A 20,361-nucleotide genomic window follows, 5' to 3' on the forward strand; every position below is an offset into this window, starting at 1 on the left:
AGGCCGACATGGCGACGACTGCGGAACCCACCACGACATCGGAACGCACAGGCGGCCCGACACTCGCCAAGGGATGGGGCACCGACGCGCCAGACCAGCCGCTTCGCCCGATGGAGTTCGAACGCCGCGCGCTCCGTCCCAACGACGTGGCGATTAAGATCACCTACGCCGGCATCTGCCATTCCGACCTGCACACCTGCCGCAACGATTGGGGCGGCACGCGCTACCCTGTCATCCCCGGACATGAGATCGTCGGGATCGTCACGGCAATCGGCGACGAGGTCACCCGACACCGCGTCGGCGACACGGTCGCCGTCGGCTGCATGGTCGATAGCTGCATGGAGTGCGACCAGTGCCTCGAAGGCTGGGAAGTCTTCTGCCGCAAGGGGTGCGTCCAGACCTACAACAGCAAGGACTATCACGACGGAACGGTCAGCAAGGGGGGCTACACCGACCATATCGTCGTCCGCGATCACTTCGTCTGCAAGGTGCCGGACGGCATGGACGCCGCCCGGGTCGCGCCTCTGCTCTGCGCGGGAATCACGACCTACTCGCCGCTTCGGCAGTATAACGTCGGACCAACGACCAAGATGGCCGTCGTCGGCCTCGGCGGCCTGGGTCACATGGGCGTGAAGCTCGGCGCGGCGCTCGGTGCTCACGTCACAATGATCACCACGACGCCCAGCAAGGGTGATGACGCCCGCGCACTCGGCGCCCATGACGTCATCATTTCGACCGACCCCGAACAGATGAAGGCCGCAGCGACGCGCTTCGACTTCATCCTCAACACCATTCCCGTCAGTCACGAGATTGATGGCTACCTACAGCTTCTCGGCCGATCGGGCCGGATGGTAATCGTCGGCGCGCTGACACCCATGCCGGGGTTCGTTGGCATGAACCTGATCTGGTGGAATCGCGCGGTCGGCGGCTCGGCAATCGGCGGCATTCCGGAAACGCAGGAGATGCTCGATTTCTGCGCGGCGAAGGACATCTATCCGGACGTGGAATTCATCCGCATGGACCAGGTCAACGAGGCTTATGAGCGGCTGCTCAAGAACGACGTCCGCTACCGCTTCGTAATCGACATGAGCCACGGCCTGTGAGCGAGACCGTCCATCCCGTTCCCGACGACTTCAACGCGAGGATCGGACCGGCGGAACTCGACGCGCTGTTGAAGGCCGAGGAGTCCGATCCTCATGGCCACTGGATGGAGCAGGCGAAGCGCCTGCAATGGACCAAATTTCCCGAGCAGTCGGGCGACTGGTCGTTCGACGAGGACGACTTCCGCATCAACTGGTTTGCGGACGGAAAGCTCAACCTGTCCGTCAATTGCCTCGACCGGCATCTTGAGAAGCATGGCGACCGCACCGCGATCATCTTCGAGGCGGACGAGCCGGGTCACGGTCATCGCTACACCTATCGTGAGTTGTACGAGGAGACCTGCCGCTTCGCGAACCTGCTGAAGCAGCGAGGTGTTCACCGCGGCAATCGCGTGATGATCTACATGCCGATGATCCCCGAAGCAGCGGCCGCAATGCTTGCCTGCGCCCGCATCGGCGCGATCCATTCGGTCATCTTCGGCGGCTTCTCGCCGGAGAGCGTCGCGGGGCGCATCGCCGACTGCGACGCCTGCGCGGTCATCACCGCCGACGAGGGCGTGCGCGGCGGCAAGCACATTCCGCTCAAGCGCAACGTCGACGCCGCGCTCGAGCATCGCGACGTGCAATCAGTGATCGTTGTCACACGCACCGGCGCCGACGTGCCGATGAAGGACGGCCGCGACGTCAGCTATTCGGCTGTCCGCGACCAGCTTTCGACCGAATGCGAAGCGGAAGCGATGGACGCGGAGGATCCTTTGTTCATCCTCTACACGTCCGGATCGACCGGAAAGCCCAAGGGCGTCGTCCACACGACCGGCGGTTATGCGGTCTGGGCGGCGGCGACTTTCGACTGGGTATTCGACTATCGCGACGACGACGTCTTCTGGTGCACCGCCGACGTCGGCTGGATCACGGGGCACACCTATGTCGTCTACGGCCCGCTGATGAACGGCGCGACGAGCGTGATGTTCGACGGCGTTCCCAACTTCCCCGACTTCGGCCGGTTCTGGGAGACGGTGGATCGTCTCGGCGTGACCATTTTCTACACCGCACCGACCGCGATCCGCGCATTGATGCGCGAAGGGGACGAACCGGTGAAGAGATACAGCCGCAAGTCGATCCGGCTGCTCGGGACGGTCGGTGAGCCGATCAACCCGGAAGCGTGGGAATGGTATTGGCGTGTGGTCGGCGACGGCCGCTGCCCTGTGGTGGACACCTGGTGGCAGACCGAGACCGGCGGAATCCTCATCTCGCCTTTCCCCGGCGCGACTCCGATGAAGCCCGGATCGGCGACGAAACCGCTGCCCGGCGTGAAGCCGCTGCTAGTCGATTCGGAAGGCAAGGAACTGCACGGCGCGACAAGCGGAAACCTGTGCATTTCCGCCTCATGGCCCGGCCAGATGCGCACTGTGTGGGGCGACCATCGGCGCTTCTTCGAGACCTATTTCTCCACCTATCGCGGACTCTACTTCACCGGCGACGGATGCCGGCGCGATGAGGACGGCTATTACTGGATCACCGGCCGCGTCGACGACGTGATCAATGTCTCCGGCCATCGCATCGGAACCGCCGAGGTCGAGAGCGCGCTAGTCGCCCATCCTCTCGTGGCCGAAGCAGCGGTTGTCGCTTTCCCTCACGACATCAAGGGCCAGGCGATCCACGCCTACGTGACGTTGAACGCCGGCGAGGAAGGCGGCGAGGACCTTCGCCGCGAACTCAATCAGCAGGTACGCAAGGAGATCGGCGCCCTTGCATCGCCCGAGCGAATTCAGTTCGCGCCGACGCTTCCCAAAACCCGTTCCGGCAAGATCATGCGCCGGATCCTGCGCAAGATCGCGGAGGGCGAAACCGCAGGCTTCGGCGACACGTCGACGCTCGCCGATCCGACGGTCGTCGACCAGCTCCTCGCCGGAGCGCGCGAGTTCCAGAAGGCTCCTGCCTAAGCGCTTGCAGCGTCGCTCATAGCCGCTAACCCTTGACCGGCAGGGGGAGCAGAATGAGCGATCAAAAAGCTTGGTCGATGAAACGCGTCGTTGCCGCATCGTCGGCCGGCACCGCGTTCGAGTGGTACGACTTCTTCATCTTCGGATCGCTCGCGACGACCATTCAGAAGGTCTTCTTCGCGGGGCTCGACCCGACTGCCGGATTGGTCGCGGCGCTCGGCCTGTTCGCAGCCGGTTTCGCCTTTCGTCCCCTCGGCGCGCTCATTTTCGGGGTGATCGGCGACCGTCTCGGCCGCAAGGGCGCCTTCCTTGCGACCGTCAGCCTGATGGGCGCTTCGACCTTCCTGATCGGCATTCTCCCGACCTACGCCACGGCGGGCATCGTCTCACCCATCCTGCTCATCCTGCTGCGCATCTTGCAGGGCATCGCGCTCGGCGGCGAGTATGGTGGCGCGGCCATCTATGTCGCGGAGCACGCACCTAACAATAAGCGCGGCGCGACAACCGGCTGGATTCAGATCACTGCATCGCTCGGCCTCATTGCCGGTCTCCTCGTCATCCTCGGAACGCGTAGCGCGACCGGCGAACAGCACTTCCTCGAATGGGGCTGGCGAGTCCCGTTCCTCGTCTCTGTCGTGCTGCTGATCATCTCCGTCTGGCTGCGCTTCAAGCTTTCCGAAAGTCCCGCCTTCGCGAAGCTCAAGGAGGAAGGAGCGGTCAGCACTGCACCGCTCCGCGAAGCCTTCGGCCGCTGGGACAATCTGAAGCGCGTGTTGATCGCCTTCTTCGGAATCATGTGTGCCCAAGGCGCGGTCTGGTACCTGTCCTTCTTCTACGTCCAGGTCTTTCTGACCAAGTCGCTGGGCGTTCCCGATTCGACCAAGGATGCGCTGGTGCTCGCGATGACGATCGCCAGCGCGCCGCTCTATGTCTTCTTCGGCTGGGTGTCCGACCGCGTCGGCCGCAAGCCGGTCATGATCGGCGGTATGCTGCTCGCGCTGATCGCCTACTACCCCGGCTTCCACGGCATAGCCGCAGCCGCGAACCCGGCGCTCGTTCAGGCGCAGCAGAAGCGGCCGGTCGAGGTTCACGCCAATCCCGCGACCTGCTCGGTACAGTTCGATCCCGTTGGGACGCGGCGCTTCGACACGAGCTGCGACATTGCCAAGAGCCTGCTCGCCTCGACCGGCATCTCGTACACGAACCGCAGCTACCCCGGCGACAGGGCAATCATCGCGGTCGGAATCCAGCAGATCGAAGTGCCGGACGGCCGCGGCCTGGACGCTGCAGGACTCAAGGCGCTGAAGGAAGCGACGGCCAAGACGGTCAAGGCCGCCCTTGCCGCCGAGGGCTATCCGGCGAAAGCCGATCCCGGCCGGATGAACCTCCCGATCATCTTCTTCTGGCTGATGGTGTTCGCAGTGGCCGCGACCGCTTTGTACGGACCGCAGGCGGCCGCTCTCGTAGAGATGTTCCCCACGCGGGTGCGCTACACCGCCATGTCGCTTCCTTACCATGTCGGTACAGGCTGGGTTGGCGGCTTTCTTCCGGTGACAAGCTTCGCCTTGGCGGCGATTACCGGGAACACCTACGCGAGCCTCTGGTACCCGGTCGTCTTCACCGTGATCCCCATACTCGTCTCGCTCTTCTTCCTGAAAGAAACGCGCGGCAGGCGGCTGGAAGAAGTCTAGTTCCGAGACAGGGCTAACTTTGGGTAAGGTTTCGCCCAGCAACCGATTGCGTATCGTGGCGGCGGGGCTCGTTCACTTCTGAAGCGACGCGGGGGTGCGAGCCCCAACCTTGCGCGGTGTCTGCAACCGCTATTCGAAAAGGGGATTATGTCCGCTCTCTTTCGGTTTCTCGTCGCCTGGATCATTTTCGGCGCGATCGCCGCGACCATCACATTCGGGCCTGCGTTGCTCCGGGTGATCGCATTCGGGCCAATCAGCCTGCTTCAGGTGATGGTGGCCTAGCTTTCAACGCATTGCGGATCCTTCGCACCGCGGCCATTCACTCACCATGGTCATGACTCCGGCACTCGCCGAAACTCTGGCGATGGTTTCCGAAGCGGCGTCGTGCGCCAGAAACCCGTGGTGGATCATCGGGAGCGCGGCTGTCGTTCTTCACGGACGCAGCATCGATCAGGTAAAGGACGTCGATCTTGTGATGTCCGCCCCTGATGGCGAAGAATTCCTGAAGCGCGTGGGCGAGCGGCCTCAAAGCGGCAAGCCGAACGATCGGTTCCGGTCGCTCGTGTTCGGCACTTGGACGAAGCCGCCGATACCCGTTGAAGTGATGGCCGGCTTCAGCGTCGCAACGCCCGACGGCTGGCGCGACGTCGCATTATCTACGCGCGAGGAAGTCACGGTCCAAGGACAGCGAGTTTACGTTCCTTCGGTCGACGAATTGATCCGGCTGCTCCGGACATTCGGCCGAGCAAAGGATCACTCGCGGGCTGACCTGCTGCAGGACTAATGTCTGCAGAACATTCTCAGGGCGCCCAGTGAATGTCGATCGGCTGCTCCGCCTCGGCGAGCACTCGGCCGATCGGCAGCTTTGAGCTTTGACCGTCCTCGATTGCGCCTTCGAGCATCTCGCGATTGTCGTCGCCCTTCAACGTAATGAGGACGGTTCGGGCCGACAGGATCGCCGATCGCGTGAGCGTTACGCGCGGCACCGGCGCGTCCTCCGGCATCGGGTCCGGCATGACCCCAACCGCGCGGCGCGCCTTCGGAGCATCCAAGGCGTCCTGAAGATCGGGCCCAGTGAAAAGCGACGCTGTGTGACCGTCCTTGCCCACCCCGAGCCAGACGAGGTCCGGTGGCCAGGGCAGATCCTGAAGCCGCGCATCGGCCGAATTGCCTGCGAGCCTGTAATCGGGAATGTCCGCCGCGATCGGGATCACCCGCGCGCCCGCCGGAAGGAATGTGCGGGCGATTGCGCGCACATTGCTGCGCTCGTCGTCCATCGGGACCAGCCGCTCGTCCGTGGGAATGATCGTCACCTGCTTCCACGGCAGCTTCTTCGCCGCCAGGGCCTTGAGGATGGGCTCTGCGGTATCGCCGCCCGGAAGCGCGATCAGCGAAGAGCCGCGCGCATCGAGTGCGCTCTCGATGATGAAAGCGATGTCGCCGGCGACGGCCTCGGCCATTTCCTCAGCGTTGTCATATTCCCACCATTCGGCTTCGATCATCGTCAGGCTTTCTTTGTCGGCTAGCGCGGAGGCTCCTGCCCATAGCCGGCCCAATCCGCAACCCGTTGACCGCTTCGATCGATCGCCGGCGTGTACCGGAGCCGCTGGCGAGCGATGCTGCACACCTGCGAATCGATGGCCGGGTTTCCGGTCCCCTGATCGACGATGCACTGGATAATCGCACCGTTCGCGTCGACGCGGAACCGCATCCGGATCCACGCGCCGCGCGGCCAGGCGTCGAGCAACTGAGGCGGGAAGTCGCGCCCTCGAAGCGGCCGCGTCGCAAGCCTCGTCCGGACGGCGGCAAGCCCCTGTCCGCCTCCGCCTGTCCCACTGCCTGCTCCGCCCGAACCCGTGCCCGCCCCGGTGCCGCCTGCACCCGTGCCCGGCCCCGGTACGTTCGACGCCCCCTGCGTCGGCGCGGCGCCTTCGTTGGGGGTCTTGGTCGGAGTCACGGGGACTGGAACGGGCAGCTCGATCCGCGGCTTCGGCGCTACCACGGGCGTCGCCTGGCTCTTCATGTTCGCGGGTGCGGCCGCGCCCTCCCGCTCTTTCGGCTTCTGCGTTTCTTCCGCCTGCTTAGGGGTGACCGGCGGAGTAGGCGGTGGCGGCGGCACTTCGTTGACGTCGAAGACGCGCATGACGCTTTGCGGGTCGGCGAGATCTATCCGTCCCGAGAGATGGAGGAGCATGAACAGCAGGACCGCGTGGATTGCGATCACCCCTGCGATGGCCCTGCCCTTGTCACGATTTTTGAGATTGGAGCGATACATTACGGTCTGACAACGACCGTAATGCTGCGCGGTTGCCGCTGTCACGCCGTTGCAAGAAGAGAGAACGCCGGACGGATGATCATCCGCCCGGCGCCGCTCTCACACAGATTTATTAGCGGCTCATACTGCTTGCACTCTTACGGCCGCCGCCGTGGCTAGCCCGGCCGCCTTTGCTTGCAATCTCCCGCTGCTTCGCGGGGTCCATCGCAGCAAAGCCGCGCTTCGCCTTCGATCCGGCCATGCCTGCCTCCTTGTGAGCTACAACCCGTAGCGACACCGAAAAACGCAGCCCGGAAACAGCGGTTCAAATATCTGATGTGAGTTAGCGAGATTTTCGTCGCGGCAGATTCCGATAGGCGAGAGCCGAAGCGGCGATCACCGCAATACCCGCGAGCTCAAGCCACCAGCCCCTGCGCAAACCCCCGATATTAACGGTCACCCATCGATCGATGTGGTGGAACGAACCGGCGCGCATGACCACGAATGCGAACAACAGCGCAATTCCGAGCGCTGCAGACTTGACCGGCAACGGCGAACGCCGGAGCCGGCGAGCGAGCGCGATGATCGCCACAATCAGTCCCGCCGCCAGGAGCAGCAAAAACAGGCCCTGGACCAATCGCCGCTGATCATACCAGCCTTCATAGTGGGCCAGCTTCCGAGCCGTTTCGGTGAGGAAAGTCTGAAGATCGAGTTCCTTGTTGAACCCCAGGAAGGTGAGCAACAGCGCGGTACCGATCCAGAATTGACGTTCGCGCTTGCGCGCCGCGCCACTAGCCCAAAACGCTGCCGCGGCACCGGCAAAATAGGCCGCGACGATGACCCAGGCGGTGGTCGACCGGTCGTTGATCAACGAGGCTGAGATCAATCTGCCCTTAAGGTCGAATGCCCTTTCGATGGGCGCTGGCGGAGAGGGTGTCCGACTGCGGATCGCCTAATGTGCTGAAAAACATGAGTTCGTCTCCGTGGCCGGGAGCCTAACCCCGAATTTTTCCCGGACGGGAGCGGGCTCTAGATATTCGGAAGCGTGACGGCGTCTATGTCCTTTTTCATGAGGTTGTAGGCCTCCAAAAGCGCCTCATCGAACTGAACAACACTTGCCCGCGTTTTTGGACATTCTTGGGCCGTTCGCTGACGAACACCTGCCCAATAATCCGCTCTCACGTTTGTCCGAGCAGAAGGACCGAATGCGAAGTAGCAGCCCATCGCCCTTTCGCTGGCCTCAAGCGACCGATTGACGGCCATAGTCGTCTCAGGTGTCCAACCCACGTTGACGGCCTGAGCATCGTTCAACCAAGTCGTGTATTCGTCGATCATGAAGGCGACTTTTGCGTTTGCATCCTGCAACTGCGCGTCAGTCATCTTCAACGCATCTTCGGACGTTTCCATATAAACGGGATTCACAAAAAGCGCCTTCCGGAAGGCCGCATCTAGGCGCTGACCAGCTGTCATGAACTTTCGGAATTCATCCGTGCGCGTCTGGAACAAGGCGATCTTGTAGGGCGTCGTTCGATCACCTCGCGTTGCGGCAGTCTGCTGACACGAACTGACAGCGGCCACGGCCGCAAAAAGGGCGCTTATCGTGCTGAGAGCTAGCCCCCCGAAAATCTCAAGCCGTCTTAAGTGAGGTTCGTCCCGTGGCGCATGGCTGGACACTGGGACATCATTAACGGGCGGCTTTGAACCTCCACCGCCAAAACGTCGCGCCTGTCGACCTCTCGAAGCCTTCGTCATGGGAAGATGCTAGCAGCGGAAAGCTGTATTGAAAGGGCTGGCCAAAGCGACGTCTTACAACGGCGGAAGCACCACGATGCGAGCCGCCTTCACCCCGCATCGCGAGCACTTCGCCCGCGCCCGCGCATGGGTGAGGGGAGCCAACCCGAAGGTCTGCACGGCTTCCGGCCCGGAGAGGGTCCGCGCGGCTCCGCAGCCACTACAGTCGAGCCGGAGGGATGCGCCGAAGCGCACGAGGTCGCCGGTCGTTCGGACGTGCTTCGTGGACATTCTCTCCGCATATGCGGATGAGAACGATTCGTGAACAAGCTGAGTCGTCAGCGGCCAAAAAGCTTGTTGAAAAATCCCTTTCGCTCAGGCGCACTCCCGCGTCCAAAGACTGCCGCGCCGTCCTTTGCATGCTGATATAGTCCGTCGTCGGCTGGCAGTCGGCCCGCATCAACTTCGCGTTGTGTCACTTGCAGGAGAAGGTCGGGATCGACGTTCTCGCCAATCGTCGCTTCCTTGATGCAGAAGAACTTATGTTCCGCATTCTTCAAGTTGCGAATTTCGGTGGGATCTGCCCCTTGCGCGATGAATTGTCGTTCGGCCAGTTCCATCAGTGAGAGGTAGATCTCGATCAACGTGACGCGGTCGGCCTCGTTGTCGACATCGCCGTGGAGGAAGACAATCTGGTCCTTGAAGCCGATCAGATCCACCGGCTCATTGGTCGGCAAACTACGCAAATCGTCGACCAGCATGACAACGCGCTGATCCATGCTTTACCTCCTATGGATTGCGACCGACAAATTCGGAGTTCGGTTCTTGGATCGTGAACTGGCGATACGTGACGGTCAGCAAGAGTAGAACGCCAGCGGCAACAACAGAGATGAAGCCCCACTTGAATGACCGGTGCATTCGCTTCGCGTTGGTTTCAGCGGCGGCCATATTCTTCACAATCGAGTTATCGATGTCGCGCGCTTGATCAATTCGGGATCGGCGAATCTTCGCGGGGTCATCGCCCACGCACTCCCAGTTCTCCGGCAGCCATGAGGACGGCTGGTTTCCGGGCAGGCAAAAGCGCTTTGGAGCGACTGTCGACAGCGAGAGCCACGCGGCGATCAGAAGTTGTAAGCCGAACAAGATTGCGACGTAGCCAAGCCAAATGTCCGCGGGCGATTTGTTGAAGAGGGCGATGCCGCCTCCCAAAGAAGCGGTCCCTCCGGTCAATAAAAAACCGGACCAAGCGAGAGCGCGAGCGTCGGCGGCGTTCGCCACCGTGAGTTGAAGCTCAAGCATTTTCTCGCCTTCGCGTAGAGCCTCTACTTGAAGCTCGGGCGGCAAGTCTGCGAATGTCTCAAAGCCATTAGACACACGGCTTTTATTGCCGTAGTTTCACTACATGGCAAAGCCTCCGCCTGAACAATTTCGCAAGTATGACGACGGCGCGAAAAAGCCTCCGGCTCCGCCAAGGCCTGAGCCTAAACCGGAGCCGAAGCCAACTAAGGAATAGTGCCGTTAGGGCTGTTTGAGCACCTTGATCGCATTCGGATCGAGGACGCCGCCGCCAACGCGCTTCGTGACGTAGAACATCACGAACGGCTTGTTGCTGTAAGGATCGCGCAGCACGCGAGTGCCAATGCGGTCGTTGATTAGATATCCAGCCTTCCAATCCCCGAACGCAATCGGCATCGCACCAAGGCCTGGAGCGGGCATCGCCTCGTCGATTTCGACCGGACGGCCCAACAGGGTTGCGGGCTGTCCGACGATCAGGCTCTCGCGCCAGATCAGGTTACCGTCCGCGTCCTTGAGCTTCGCCAGCATCGCCGCCGTGAGGCTGTTCATGAGCCAGGTGGCATTGTTTCTGTAGGGCGCGTCCAACCCGTAAGCGAAGTCAATCAGGTTATCGACGGTCGCAGCCGATGCCGCCGGATCAAGCGCCTTCTCAACAGTCTCAATCACGCCGCCCGGATGGGTCCCCGCGTTGGCGCCACCGGTCACGTAACTCAGGAAGCCAGCGGGCTTGTTGGTGCCGTCGCCGGCGATGAAGGCGATGCCTTCTTGGCGGCTGAACTCCGCCTGCACCGAATTGCGCAGCCAAACGTCGATGTTGATCGCCGCGTCATCGAGCAGCCGCTGGGTCGCAGCCGGCATTGCGTAAATCTCACCCGATGCGAACGGAATCGGAGCAAGCTGCGTGCTGGTCGTCTGCGGCCTCGCGGCGGTTTCGCCAACCCAGCCCGATCCCCAGTTCTTCGCGTCCCAGAGCTTCGTGAACGCGCCAACGCTCGTGGGCTGCACCGTCGCGAGACGACGCATAGGCGAGGTCGCCCGCTGTGCCTCAAGAATGGTGCGGTCCCACTCGTTGGGGGCCAGATAGCCGCCGTCACCGGCCGTGCCGACGCTCATCGCCGCGTGAATGGCCGCGCGGTCGCCGGTGGCGTTCTGCGAGCGCAGGAACTCTTCGCCCTCGCCGCGTCGAAAGTAGCTGTTGAACGTCCGGGTGTATTCCGGATCGGCTCCGACATTCAGTTGCGGAGCGGAGATGTTCACGCCGCCGCCAGCGTTGATGCTGTTCAGCGCCGCTTCCAGATTGGTCACGCGCTCGTCATGCCGCGTCGTGAAATCCTCGATGGCGTTGCGAAGCTGACGCATCATCTGCTCCGGGCCTTGCTCAGCGCGAACGCGGAAGCCGCCGTGGGCGAGGGAACGTGGGAAATGGTAGGTCATGTCGTTCTCCGTTGATCGATGACGGAGGATCGACTGTCCCGGCGCGGAAATACTGCGTTCTCGCGCGTGCTACTCGATTCTAATTAGTCAACTGGCGCATAAGATCGCCAAACGAGCAATTCGTGGCGGCGGTCCAGTCCCAAGGCTTTAGAGTCAACTGCTTGGACAGTCACCTCACCATCAGGCCAGCCCTTTAGCTCGACAAATGCGAATCGATCGGTGGAGGCAATCTCCCGCCATTCGCCCGGCTTTCCGGAATGAGCGACAACCGCAGGCGCAGGGATTTCTTTCTCGAACTCGACAAAGATCATCGTGGCCTCGTTGCGCCTCGTCCCGCCGTTGTTCACATACCATGCGAAGTAGGAGACGTTTTCGGATTGCTCGCCAAGCTCCACCACTAACGGTTCGCCATTATCCTCGGAAAATCGAAGATATGCAGTGGACGACAAAGCCAGTTGCTCCTGCCGTGCCTTCGCTTCGCGCCTGTCCCTGAGCCAAAACTCGACCCATAGTGCGAGGGTGGCCCCGCCCAAGGTGAAGAAGGCAAAGACAACCACATCCTGAAGGCCCAGATTTGTGATTTCTTGCCAGCCGCTGATTAGTATCTGGTCCCAACCCCTGTTGGTCGCGAAGGCGCCTATCGCTTGTTGGAACAAGGCCGCCGCGACCAAGCTCACGAGAGCGAACGCCCAGCTCACCCATCTGCGGAAGCCGCGCTGCCCATTGTCATTAGCCATCATCTATCCATGCTAGTCGCTAAACCTCTGAAATCGGCATTAGCAGGCACGCAATTGCCGATCATAACGCGCTGCTAAAACGTCTGTGACCTCGGCGGCAATGGTTTGGCGTTCCACCAACTGCTCGGTCGGCGAGAGATAACGACCCGATCTGGCGCGAAGCCTCTCGACCTGTCTTTCAACGAACAGGGAAGCAGTGTCGATTTCAGGGCATGATGCGAGCCGCTGAAACGGAGAGCCGATCAAGTCCCGTTCTATTGCGGCCAGCGCAAGTTCCAGCGCATCGCCCTCAATCTCTCTCATTACCGCAGGGACGACGCGGGCCGCAATCTCGCCGCCGATGCCCTTCGCGCTCGTCAGCCCGGTTTCTGCTCGTACGATCTTCGCCGCTTCGCGCACGGCGTGAGCCTCAGCATCGGGCCGACGCGGACGCGCCATGCATCGCACACCGCTGACCAAGGCGCGCGGCCAAGCGTTCACAGGACCGTTTCTCCGGTCAGCAAACTCCGCTCGATCACGTCCAGCGCGGTGCGAGCTAACTCGATGCCCGCGAACGCATCGCCCTTGTGGGCGGAGGCGAGGTCAAAGGCGGAGTAACAGGCGGCGATTGCCACGTCCTCGGATCGAGCGCCCATCTTCGCGAACTCCTCCGATCCAAGCTTGCGAAAGTGGGTGCGGCAGAACTCGATCACCTTGACTGAGCAGTCCTCTTCTTCACGCGTCATGTCCTGTCTCCTTGTGTCGGAAATGCGATTAGGTTGTCTTCGTCGCGCACGGCGTCTCGTTGTTGCTGGAGGCGGATCGCGCGGCGGCGTGCAATGTCGCGGGCTTCGCCGCCTTGCGCCCGCGCACTGATGCCGAGTGTGCGTCGGTATGCGCAGACCTTTTTGACGGCCTGATCGAGCACCCGAACAAGCGGATGCACAACCGGGTTGCCGCGCCCGTTGTGGGTCACGTAGCCGGTGCGCTGCAGGTCTTGTTGCGCCTGAGCGAGCCGGAGCATTTCGCGTGCGAGGATCGTGGCCAAGCGAACTTGGTGCTCAGACCAGTCCGAGCGCTCCTCCATGATCTCGTCGAAGATGACGCGCTCACGGCTGTTCATGTTGAAAGCTGTGGGTTCAGGCATCGTCACCCTCGCGATTTTCCGTGTTTGCATTTTTAATCGTGGCCGCCGCCGGTCTTGGATTTGGGCCACCACGAACTTTTCGATGGGGGTAGGGGTCAGCATCGCCCCCGGTGGCCGTAGCTGGTGCAGGAGTGGCGTCGGCCTTCAGCCGGTAGGATCGGCTGCGCTCATCCCATTCCAGCCCAGGATCACGCCCAGCGGCCATTCGCTGGCCACGAGTAAGGAAGCGGGCCTTCTCGCTGGTGGCGAGCCGCCGCACTTCGTCCCGGTCCAACTTGTCCCAAGGAAGCTCGTTCGGAAGGACGTAGTGCTTGTCGAACGGCGCGAACGCGTGAAAGCCTTTGCCCTTCCAATCGCGGACAGTCATCGCCGGGTTGTCGGCTAGGAAGCGGTCCAGCGCAGCCGGATCGTCGGGCGAAAGGGGACGGGGGACGGCGAAAGGCCTAGTTTCGCTATCGCCGCCGATTAAATCCCCTTCTCTTCCTTCTTCCGATTTAATTCTGTCCGGGGAGAGAAAAGGGGTTTCACCCGTCCCCCGTCCCCTTTTCTCGTGTCCGTTCGTGTCCGGGTTACATTGGGTCATCGAGCTTCACTCCCTCTATGTTCGTCAGGTGCTCCTTGATGTCGGGCCAGAGCGCATCCGGCTCCGGCTTGAAGTTCATCACCACGGCGTCCCGCGTGCCGGCGATCTTGGGCCGCAGAGCGTCGGCCCAGACGGTCACGCCTTCGGCCTTCTTCAGCCCCTTCGTGACTGTCTCCGGCTTCCCCAGCCGCTTGTCCGCGATGTTCGCGGAGCCGTCCGCGTGACGGAAGCCGAGTTGCAGGGCGATCCACTTGCGAACGTCGCGCATCGGCAGAATGACCTTGCGGTCCAGCGTCGTGAGATGTTCGGCCAGTTCGGTCGCGAGCCTCAGCGCCGGTGATCGGGAAGCCTCCGCAATCGCTCGCTTGCGCGTTGACCCCGGTGCGTGGTCGCCGGTCCCGACAAAGCCGTGGTCGGCAACGTATCGCTGCGCCCAGTGCAGGATGATTCCCGGCCCGTCGCTCGCGAGCCATTGGCGGAGGTCGGCCCACCATTCCGGAGCTTGCAGCGTTTCCGAAACAGTCGGCACGAGCCAGCGCCGATCCTCATCGTCCAGATACAGCGCCTCTTCGGAATTTGAGCACGCGATGATCGTCGCCGCGTTGTCCAACTCGTATTGGTTGACGCCCTTCTCGTTGACCTCGATCACATCATCGGTGACGAGCGACTTGAGCTTGTCGTAAGCCTTGCGCTTCTGACCGGAATAGAACTCGCTGATGAAGATCAGCCGCTTGCGCGCCGCCCAGCCGTTGAACGCGCTGTCCACAACCGAACTCTCGGAAGGGAAGCTCACGTTGGACGCTCCCGCCTGTGTGCGGAGGATCATGCCCAGCGTGTTCTTGCCGACGCCTTGCGTGGCGGAGATCAGGAGCATCCCGTAGCGCATCCGGACCTTCGGCTTCGCGATCAGAGTGGCGAGCCACTTCATGACCAAGGGCCGTTCTTCGGCGTCGGGGAACAGGTGCTCTAGGAACGCTTCCCACGGCCCAGCATCGCCCGGAACAGGCGTGATGTTCGGCCCTTCATAGACGTTGAAGCACCGCTGCCCATCGACCGTGAGCGACCCGGACGGGAAGCCCGGACGATAGACCATGCGCTCGTGCTGGCATTCGATGCGCTCAAAGACCTTCTGCGCCGTGTCCTTCACATCGGAGAACGGCGCGATAATCGTGTTGAACTCTTCCGGCCTTCGGTCGCGGCTCGGATGGTGACGAAACATGATCCGCGGTGGCTGCGCGGTGTAGGCGACTTGCGCTGCGAACTCGTCACGCAGCAAGGCGGTCGGCCTTCCGCGTCCCTCGACAGGCAACAGGAACGTCGCCTTGGTCGCCGGGATCAGGAAGTCAGTGAACATCGGCCCGACGAAGCGCTCGCCGTCGAACATCTCGTCAGGCAGCGGATCAGCTAGATCGAAGCCATCCTTGAACCGGGCATCGAAAGCGCAAATCCAGACATTCGATGCGAAGCGCTCGGCGGCAATCTCGGGCGCGGCAATCTCGTGCGCGGCCTTCAGGCCCTTCCCGTCATGGTCGTTGTCCGCGATGATGACGACGCGCTTCCAACCCATCGCGGCGAGCTTCGCCCAGTCGCTGCGGTTGATGGCGTGAACTCCGCCGATCCAGCCGACATGCGCGCCGTAACGAAGCTCATCGAGCCACGGAAAGCGGTCGGGTGACTCTTCGCCAGCCAACAGCCGCTTCACGAACGCGGCACTCTTAGCGCCTTCATGCAGGAAGAGGGTGCTATGTTCTTTCGCGCCGGGGAGGCCGTAGAACGGCATGACCTCCGGCTCCATCTGATGCCACTGGCCGTCGCTCCACCGCGTCCAAGGGATGAAGCCCTTGCCGCCGTCCTTCGTCTGATAGCGCTGGTGGATCATCACCACCCGCCCGTCGAAGTCATGGCAGAGGTAGATGTTCGGATCGGAGAGGTTCACGCCGGGAGGCGGCTCGGTGACCACCTCAAGATGAACGATCGTCGGGAGCTTCACATTCTTGAAGGCTTCCTTGATCGCAGCGGCTTCGGCCTCTGTCGGCTGCTCCGCCTTTCCGGTGACTTTCACGTTGCCTTTCGCGTCGAAGCGCACCTGGCCCACAGTTCGGGGATAGCCGTCCTCAGTCACTTCGATCTTGGCGCGCTGGAAATTCACCGCCTTCGCCTCGATCCGGATCAGATATGCGCGGACGGCGGGCAACTCATCGAGCGAAGTGACCTGCCCGATGCGCGTCGGTTCCTCTTTATTCTGATGCGCGTCCGCAGCAGGACCGGCTTCAGGGTCATTCCTTTCCGGTTCCCCTAGCGCTGCGCCCGTTCCTTCATCGGAGCGGGCGCTTGCACTTTCAGGCGTCGTCATCGCCGCCCCCGATCACCGGCTCGTAAGCCTCAAGAAGCTGGCTGATCCGCGCCCGCAGATTGCGCACGTCGATCATCAGCGCCTCGCGAACCGGGCCGCCAGAGGTCCAGCCGTTCGCCAAGTCGAGGTCCGCCGTGGGGACCGCGAAGCGATTGCCGTTCATCATCGTGACGAGCGTGAGCTGGGCGGCTTCCGGGTGCTCGCGCGTCGCGGTGCGCAGCCGGGTAGCGATCAACCCGGCAATCTTCACCGAATAGCCTTCACGCCGCAGATCCATGAAGAGCAGTTCGGCGGCTAGGTCGTCATCGCGCCAATGGCGCATCCCGTTGACCGAAGCGGGAACATGTCCGCAGTGGCCGGTGGCAATGTCGCCTTCTTGCTGTTTCCGGTCGCGGCCAAGAAGCTGGCAAGCGGCCTTCGTCGTGTAGATCGTCATAGTGGTTTCTCCTTCCGAGGAGAGAGGTCCGCTGCCGCCAATTCAGATCGAACAGGTTTTTTCGCGCCGTTATTTTTCGGCAGCGCGGGCGGTGTTGCTCTCAGTCAGATCGCGCAGCGGAGCGCGGAGCGTGGTCCACAGATCGCGGGCATAGGCCCACGCATCGTTCTTCATCCGATAGGTGCGGATGAGGTCCGGATCGTTCGCCGGATCGACACTCACCCGGTAGCCAAGCGGATCAGGCGCGAGGACCACGAACGGGCCGTGATACGGCTCCGGCTCCTCGCTCATTACGCATTGGCCTGATCGCGTTGCGCCTTGCGGGCCTCAAGCCACGCTTCGCATTCCGCCCGGTCGAAGCCGCTGCTGCGCTTGCCGAGAGCGAAAGGCTTGGGGTGGCCGTGATCGCGGATCAGGATTGCTAGGCCGTGCTTGCCGACGCCTAGTTCGCGCATCCAATCTCGCGGTCGAATGACGAGAGATGGGGCCTTGATGGTTGTGGTCATTGTGTCCTCCGTCCTTGTGACGGGGACTTAAAGAGAGCCAATCGGCCCCAATCGCTACAACGGAGAGCGCAGCAGTTCGGCGGCTAATTGCCGCGAAAGTTAGGGCTTCCGCCGAAATCTGTTGATGAGCTTGGCCCGTTCGCCAGCACTCAATTCCCATCGTTCGGCGGCGATGTCCTCCGCCATTGGCCGCGTCGTGCGATTTCGCTTGTTCCAATGAAGCTGAAAGAGCGCCCTGATTCGCGGCACATCGTGCGCGGCGCGTTCAATGTCGGTGAGATCGTCTTTGGGCTTTGGTCCCGGTCGCTTCGCGGGTTCCGGTAATGGCAACTTCAGCCCGATCCGGGCGAGAAGACCTTGAGCTTGTCCCCATATGCCGATGAACTGCGCGCCCGGTCCGTCATTCGCTGCCGCTAGAGCGGCCTCATCGGCCCGGTCGAGCTCAGCGATGATGAAGCGAGTCAGCGCCCGCTGGTCCTCCGGGTCGCTCGATTTCCACTCCGGGAGCTTCATGCCTTTACGCTTTCAACAAACGCCGCCCAATCAGCCATCAAAGGCTTGCGCTTGTCGAAAAGATCGGTGCGCCGATAAGCTGCAACCGTTTCGTCGTCGTCATAATGCGCCAGCGCGAACTCGGCCAACTGGTCGGGATAGTCCGTGGCCTCAGCCGCCCAGGTGCGGAACGCGGAGCGGAAACCGTGGACTGTCGCCTTTCCGGCATAGCCCATGTCGTTCTTGAGAAGGTCGAGCATCGCCATGTTGCTCAGGCCGTTGCCCGGCTTCGTCCGGGAGATGAAAACGTGCGGGTTGCCCTCCTCACGCGGAACGGCCTTGAGGATCGCTAGCGCTCGCTCGGACAGCGGCACGCGGTGCGGCATCCGCTCCTCACCGTTCCCGGTTCGCTTAATCTTCATGCGTTGCGCGGGGATCGTCCACACGCCAGCTTCCTCATCGATCTCATCCCACGTCGCACCGATCACTTCGGACGTGCGAAGCGCGGTCAGGATCAGGAACTCAAGCGCTTGTGGCGTCACGCCCTTCTGTTTCCGGAGCGAGGTCACGAACGCTGGCACTTCGGCGTAGGTCATCGCCTTGTGCTTCTTCGGGCTGTGAACCTTGCTGGCCTTCGGGAGCGACTTGCGAAGGCTGTCCCGGTCAGCCGGGTTGTTCCCGGAGCGGAAGCCCTCCTCAATGGCGAAGCTGAAGATCAGGTCGAGGCGCGGCAGGAGGCGCGTGGCCGTAACCGGCACCTTCGTCCAGATCGGCAGCAACAGATCGATGATGTCGGCCCGGTCGATGCGATCCACCGCCATGTCGCCAAGGATCGGATAGACGTGCTTGGCCAGCGAGCCGCGCCAAGATTGCTCGCTCTTTCCGCCCGCGTCCCATTCGGCCTTCTTGATGTCGATGTAGCGCTCAGCGATGTCCTTGAACGTGGATCCATCGCGCTGCTGGCGAATCACGTGCCGCGTCTCGCGGTCACGCTCCTCCATCGGATCGATGCCCTGCCGGACCATCCGGCGAAGCTCCACGCAGCGGTCGCGCGCTTCGTCCACGTCCATGAAGTCGATGGACCCCAAGCTCATCTCCCGTTCGCGGTAGCCTTTCTTGGGCTTACCGTTCGGGCCGACGATGTCCTTGGAGGGGTCCGGGAAGCGGTAGCAGAATGACCACGTCTTGCGGCCTCCCGCGCTCACAGACAGGAACAGCCCGCGCCCATCGCTATACTTGCGCCGCTTGTTCGCCCGCTCGATGTCCTTCTTAGTCAAACGCATACCAGCCTCCCGGCTTTCACAACGAAAGCCATCCCTGATATTTCCCTGATTCGGACAAAAACGTAAACAGATTTGTCGAACCCAACGGGACCCATCCGGACTATCGGCTAGGCTAGAAACGTTTGAATTGCGTGGATTTTAGCAGCCCAATCGGGCCTATTCGCGCTGTATCGGGGATCAGCTGTTGGCGGAGAGGGTGGGATTCGAACCCACGGTACGGTTGCCCGTACGCCGCATTTCGAGTGCGGTGCTTTCGACCACTCAGCCACCTCTCCGCATTTGTATGAAGGCGCTGGCCGGACGATGCCGGCTGGGCGGAGGCGCCTCTAGCAGCGCGTTCCGGCATTGCATAGCCGCCTTGTGGAACCGCGCGCGATCCCTAGATTGAAGCCATGTCGCACGTCGAACGTTTCACAGCCATGAACTCCGCAACACCTGCTTTGCCGATGGCCAAGGCCCGGTTTGGAATCGGCGATGTCGTTCGCCACCGGCTGTTCGATTTCCGCGGAGTCGTCTTCGACGTGGACCCGGTCTTCGCCAACAGCGAGGAATGGTATCAGGCGATCCCGGAGGACCTGCGTCCCTCGAAGGACCAGCCCTTCTACCACCTGCTCGCCGAGAATGCCGAGCAGAGCTACATCGCCTACGTCAGCCAGCAGAACCTGATGCAGGACGAGAGCGACGAGCCGATCGACCACCCAGCGATCGAGGCCTACTTCAACGGCTTCGACGGCAGCCGCTACCAGCTCCGACCGGAGCATCGTCACTAGTTTTTCGACGCCGCCCGCGGTTGACAGGTCACGGCCGCTGCCATAGGCGGCTGCCTTTCGCGCGGGGGTCTATAGCCCGACCGCGCGTCCAGTTTTGCAGAGAAGTGAGCCAATGTTCGCAGTCGTGCGCACGGGCGGTAAGCAATATCGCGTCACCGCCGGAGACAAGATCGTCGTCGAGAAACTCGCTGGGGAAGCCGGCGACAAGATCGACATCACCGACGTCCTCCTTGCCGGAGAAGGCTCGGACCTGAAGTCCGTCGCTGGCCTCGTGGTCGGAGCGGAAATTGTCGCCCAGGCAAAGGGCGAGAAAGTCACCGTCTTCAAGAAGCGCCGCCGGCACAATTATCGCCGCAAGAAGGGCCACCGTCAGAACCACACGATCCTGAAGATCGTGTCCATCGGCGGCGAGAAGGCCAAGGCAGCGAAGCCGAAGTCGGAAGCCGCTCCGGCCGAGACCAAGGCTGCTGCTGCACCTGCGAAGGCGGAGAAGCCGGCCAAGGCCGAAGCTCCGGCCAAGAAGGCCGAGCCGAAGGCAAAGGCCGACAAGGCGCCGTCGACAAAGGATGCTGCACCTGCTAAGGCCGCAGCCAAGAAGGCCCCTAAGGCCAAGTAATCACTCGTTT

27 protein-coding genes and 1 tRNA gene are annotated in these 20,361 nt (G+C 62.2%); 7 read left to right on the forward strand and 21 right to left on the reverse strand.

The features are described 5' to 3' along the window. Nucleotides 1–8: 8 nt before the first annotated feature. From ACMC5O_RS09215 to ACMC5O_RS09235, 5 genes are all read left to right on the forward strand, one after another. Nucleotides 9–1,103, forward strand: coding sequence for an NAD(P)-dependent alcohol dehydrogenase (locus tag ACMC5O_RS09215; RefSeq protein WP_426692743.1), 1,095 nt, complete (start codon nucleotides 9–11; stop codon nucleotides 1,101–1,103). Beyond that, complete coding sequence (acs, locus tag ACMC5O_RS09220) at nucleotides 1,100–3,043, forward strand: acetate--CoA ligase (protein WP_187709028.1); 1,944 nt, start codon at nucleotides 1,100–1,102, stop codon at nucleotides 3,041–3,043. Before ACMC5O_RS09215 ends, acs begins: the two co-directional genes overlap by 4 nt. A 53-nt stretch (nucleotides 3,044–3,096) precedes the next feature. After that, nucleotides 3,097–4,734 (forward strand): MFS transporter, encoded by a 1,638-nt coding sequence (locus ACMC5O_RS09225; RefSeq protein WP_426692744.1) that lies wholly within the window; start codon nucleotides 3,097–3,099, stop codon nucleotides 4,732–4,734. A gap of 147 nt (nucleotides 4,735–4,881) precedes the next feature. Continuing rightward, nucleotides 4,882–5,016: a hypothetical protein gene (locus tag ACMC5O_RS09230; RefSeq protein WP_281389409.1), complete on the forward strand. Its 135-nt coding sequence runs from the start codon at nucleotides 4,882–4,884 to the stop codon at nucleotides 5,014–5,016. Between the two features lie 46 nt (nucleotides 5,017–5,062). Continuing rightward, nucleotides 5,063–5,518, forward strand: coding sequence for a hypothetical protein (locus tag ACMC5O_RS09235; RefSeq protein WP_187709027.1), 456 nt, complete (start codon nucleotides 5,063–5,065; stop codon nucleotides 5,516–5,518). Between the two features lie 16 nt (nucleotides 5,519–5,534). Here the strand turns inward: ACMC5O_RS09235 and pgl are convergent, their stop codons facing one another. From pgl to ACMC5O_RS09340, 21 genes are all read right to left on the reverse strand, one after another. Beyond that, nucleotides 5,535–6,236: a 6-phosphogluconolactonase gene (pgl, locus tag ACMC5O_RS09240; RefSeq protein ID WP_426692745.1), complete on the reverse strand. Its 702-nt coding sequence runs from the start codon at nucleotides 6,234–6,236 to the stop codon at nucleotides 5,535–5,537. A 20-nt stretch (nucleotides 6,237–6,256) separates the two neighbouring features. Then, a complete protein-coding gene (locus ACMC5O_RS09245) occupies nucleotides 6,257–7,009 on the reverse strand; it encodes an energy transducer TonB (protein ID WP_187709026.1) in 753 nt (250 codons plus the stop codon). A 112-nt stretch (nucleotides 7,010–7,121) separates the two neighbouring features. Next, nucleotides 7,122–7,250 (reverse strand): KGG domain-containing protein, encoded by a 129-nt coding sequence (locus tag ACMC5O_RS09250; protein WP_187709025.1) that lies wholly within the window; start codon nucleotides 7,248–7,250, stop codon nucleotides 7,122–7,124. A gap of 81 nt (nucleotides 7,251–7,331) precedes the next feature. Beyond that, nucleotides 7,332–7,874 (reverse strand): hypothetical protein, encoded by a 543-nt coding sequence (locus tag ACMC5O_RS09255; RefSeq protein ID WP_426692746.1) that lies wholly within the window; start codon nucleotides 7,872–7,874, stop codon nucleotides 7,332–7,334. 143 nt (nucleotides 7,875–8,017) lie between these two features. Further along, nucleotides 8,018–8,566 carry a hypothetical protein gene (locus ACMC5O_RS09260; protein ID WP_187709023.1) on the reverse strand — a complete coding sequence of 183 codons (549 nt, stop codon included), beginning with the start codon at nucleotides 8,564–8,566 and terminating at the stop codon, nucleotides 8,018–8,020. Nucleotides 8,567–8,794: 228 nt separating this feature from the next. Further along, nucleotides 8,795–9,010 carry a hypothetical protein gene (locus ACMC5O_RS09265; RefSeq protein WP_187709022.1) on the reverse strand — a complete coding sequence of 72 codons (216 nt, stop codon included), beginning with the start codon at nucleotides 9,008–9,010 and terminating at the stop codon, nucleotides 8,795–8,797. Nucleotides 9,011–9,057: 47 nt separating this feature from the next. Beyond that, a complete protein-coding gene (locus ACMC5O_RS09270) occupies nucleotides 9,058–9,480 on the reverse strand; it encodes a hypothetical protein (protein WP_187709021.1) in 423 nt (140 codons plus the stop codon). Between the two features lie 28 nt (nucleotides 9,481–9,508). Next, nucleotides 9,509–10,063, reverse strand: a complete 555-nt coding sequence (locus tag ACMC5O_RS09275) for a hypothetical protein (RefSeq protein ID WP_426692747.1) — start codon at nucleotides 10,061–10,063, stop codon at nucleotides 9,509–9,511. A 174-nt stretch (nucleotides 10,064–10,237) separates the two neighbouring features. Next, nucleotides 10,238–11,449, reverse strand: a complete 1,212-nt coding sequence (locus ACMC5O_RS09280; RefSeq protein ID WP_426692748.1) for a phage major capsid protein — start codon at nucleotides 11,447–11,449, stop codon at nucleotides 10,238–10,240. Nucleotides 11,450–11,532: 83 nt separating this feature from the next. Further along, a complete protein-coding gene (locus tag ACMC5O_RS09285; RefSeq protein ID WP_426692749.1) occupies nucleotides 11,533–12,126 on the reverse strand; it encodes a hypothetical protein in 594 nt (197 codons plus the stop codon). A 99-nt stretch (nucleotides 12,127–12,225) separates the two neighbouring features. Continuing rightward, nucleotides 12,226–12,585, reverse strand: a complete 360-nt coding sequence (locus ACMC5O_RS09290; protein WP_426692750.1) for a hypothetical protein — start codon at nucleotides 12,583–12,585, stop codon at nucleotides 12,226–12,228. 77 nt (nucleotides 12,586–12,662) lie between these two features. Next, nucleotides 12,663–12,911 (reverse strand): hypothetical protein, encoded by a 249-nt coding sequence (locus ACMC5O_RS09295; protein WP_187709017.1) that lies wholly within the window; start codon nucleotides 12,909–12,911, stop codon nucleotides 12,663–12,665. After that, nucleotides 12,908–13,288, reverse strand: a complete 381-nt coding sequence (locus ACMC5O_RS09300) for a P27 family phage terminase small subunit (RefSeq protein WP_426692751.1) — start codon at nucleotides 13,286–13,288, stop codon at nucleotides 12,908–12,910. The genes ACMC5O_RS09295 and ACMC5O_RS09300 overlap by 4 nt, the downstream gene beginning before the upstream one ends. Before the next feature lie 16 nt (nucleotides 13,289–13,304). Continuing rightward, nucleotides 13,305–13,679, reverse strand: coding sequence for a hypothetical protein (locus ACMC5O_RS09305; RefSeq protein ID WP_426692752.1), 375 nt, complete (start codon nucleotides 13,677–13,679; stop codon nucleotides 13,305–13,307). Nucleotides 13,680–13,881: 202 nt separating this feature from the next. Next, on the reverse strand, nucleotides 13,882–16,248 hold the full coding sequence (locus ACMC5O_RS09310) for a DUF5906 domain-containing protein (RefSeq protein WP_426692753.1): 2,367 nt from the start codon (nucleotides 16,246–16,248) through the stop codon (nucleotides 13,882–13,884). Continuing rightward, nucleotides 16,235–16,684 carry a hypothetical protein gene (locus ACMC5O_RS09315; RefSeq protein ID WP_426692754.1) on the reverse strand — a complete coding sequence of 150 codons (450 nt, stop codon included), beginning with the start codon at nucleotides 16,682–16,684 and terminating at the stop codon, nucleotides 16,235–16,237. Before ACMC5O_RS09315 ends, ACMC5O_RS09310 begins: the two co-directional genes overlap by 14 nt. A gap of 69 nt (nucleotides 16,685–16,753) precedes the next feature. Continuing rightward, nucleotides 16,754–16,975, reverse strand: coding sequence for a hypothetical protein (locus ACMC5O_RS09320; protein ID WP_187709014.1), 222 nt, complete (start codon nucleotides 16,973–16,975; stop codon nucleotides 16,754–16,756). Then, a complete protein-coding gene (locus tag ACMC5O_RS09325; protein WP_187709013.1) occupies nucleotides 16,975–17,190 on the reverse strand; it encodes a helix-turn-helix transcriptional regulator in 216 nt (71 codons plus the stop codon). Before ACMC5O_RS09325 ends, ACMC5O_RS09320 begins: the two co-directional genes overlap by 1 nt. A 99-nt stretch (nucleotides 17,191–17,289) precedes the next feature. Beyond that, nucleotides 17,290–17,703: a hypothetical protein gene (locus tag ACMC5O_RS09330; protein ID WP_187709012.1), complete on the reverse strand. Its 414-nt coding sequence runs from the start codon at nucleotides 17,701–17,703 to the stop codon at nucleotides 17,290–17,292. Further along, complete coding sequence (locus ACMC5O_RS09335) at nucleotides 17,700–18,965, reverse strand: tyrosine-type recombinase/integrase (RefSeq protein ID WP_426692755.1); 1,266 nt, start codon at nucleotides 18,963–18,965, stop codon at nucleotides 17,700–17,702. Before ACMC5O_RS09335 ends, ACMC5O_RS09330 begins: the two co-directional genes overlap by 4 nt. Nucleotides 18,966–19,150: 185 nt before the next feature. Further along, nucleotides 19,151–19,240 (reverse strand) — tRNA-Ser (locus tag ACMC5O_RS09340). Between the two features lie 144 nt (nucleotides 19,241–19,384). Here ACMC5O_RS09340 and hspQ point away from each other — a divergent pair. Both hspQ and rplU read left to right on the forward strand, forming a co-directional pair. Continuing rightward, nucleotides 19,385–19,735, forward strand: a complete 351-nt coding sequence (gene hspQ, locus ACMC5O_RS09345) for a heat shock protein HspQ (RefSeq protein WP_246444342.1) — start codon at nucleotides 19,385–19,387, stop codon at nucleotides 19,733–19,735. 112 nt (nucleotides 19,736–19,847) lie between these two features. Beyond that, nucleotides 19,848–20,351 carry a 50S ribosomal protein L21 gene (gene rplU / locus ACMC5O_RS09350; RefSeq protein WP_187709008.1) on the forward strand — a complete coding sequence of 168 codons (504 nt, stop codon included), beginning with the start codon at nucleotides 19,848–19,850 and terminating at the stop codon, nucleotides 20,349–20,351. The last annotated feature ends 10 nt before the right edge of the window (nucleotides 20,352–20,361 follow it).

This window comes from Sphingomonas sediminicola, assembly GCF_049991885.1.
Classification (GTDB): Bacteria; Pseudomonadota; Alphaproteobacteria; order Sphingomonadales; family Sphingomonadaceae; genus Sphingomicrobium; species Sphingomicrobium sediminicola.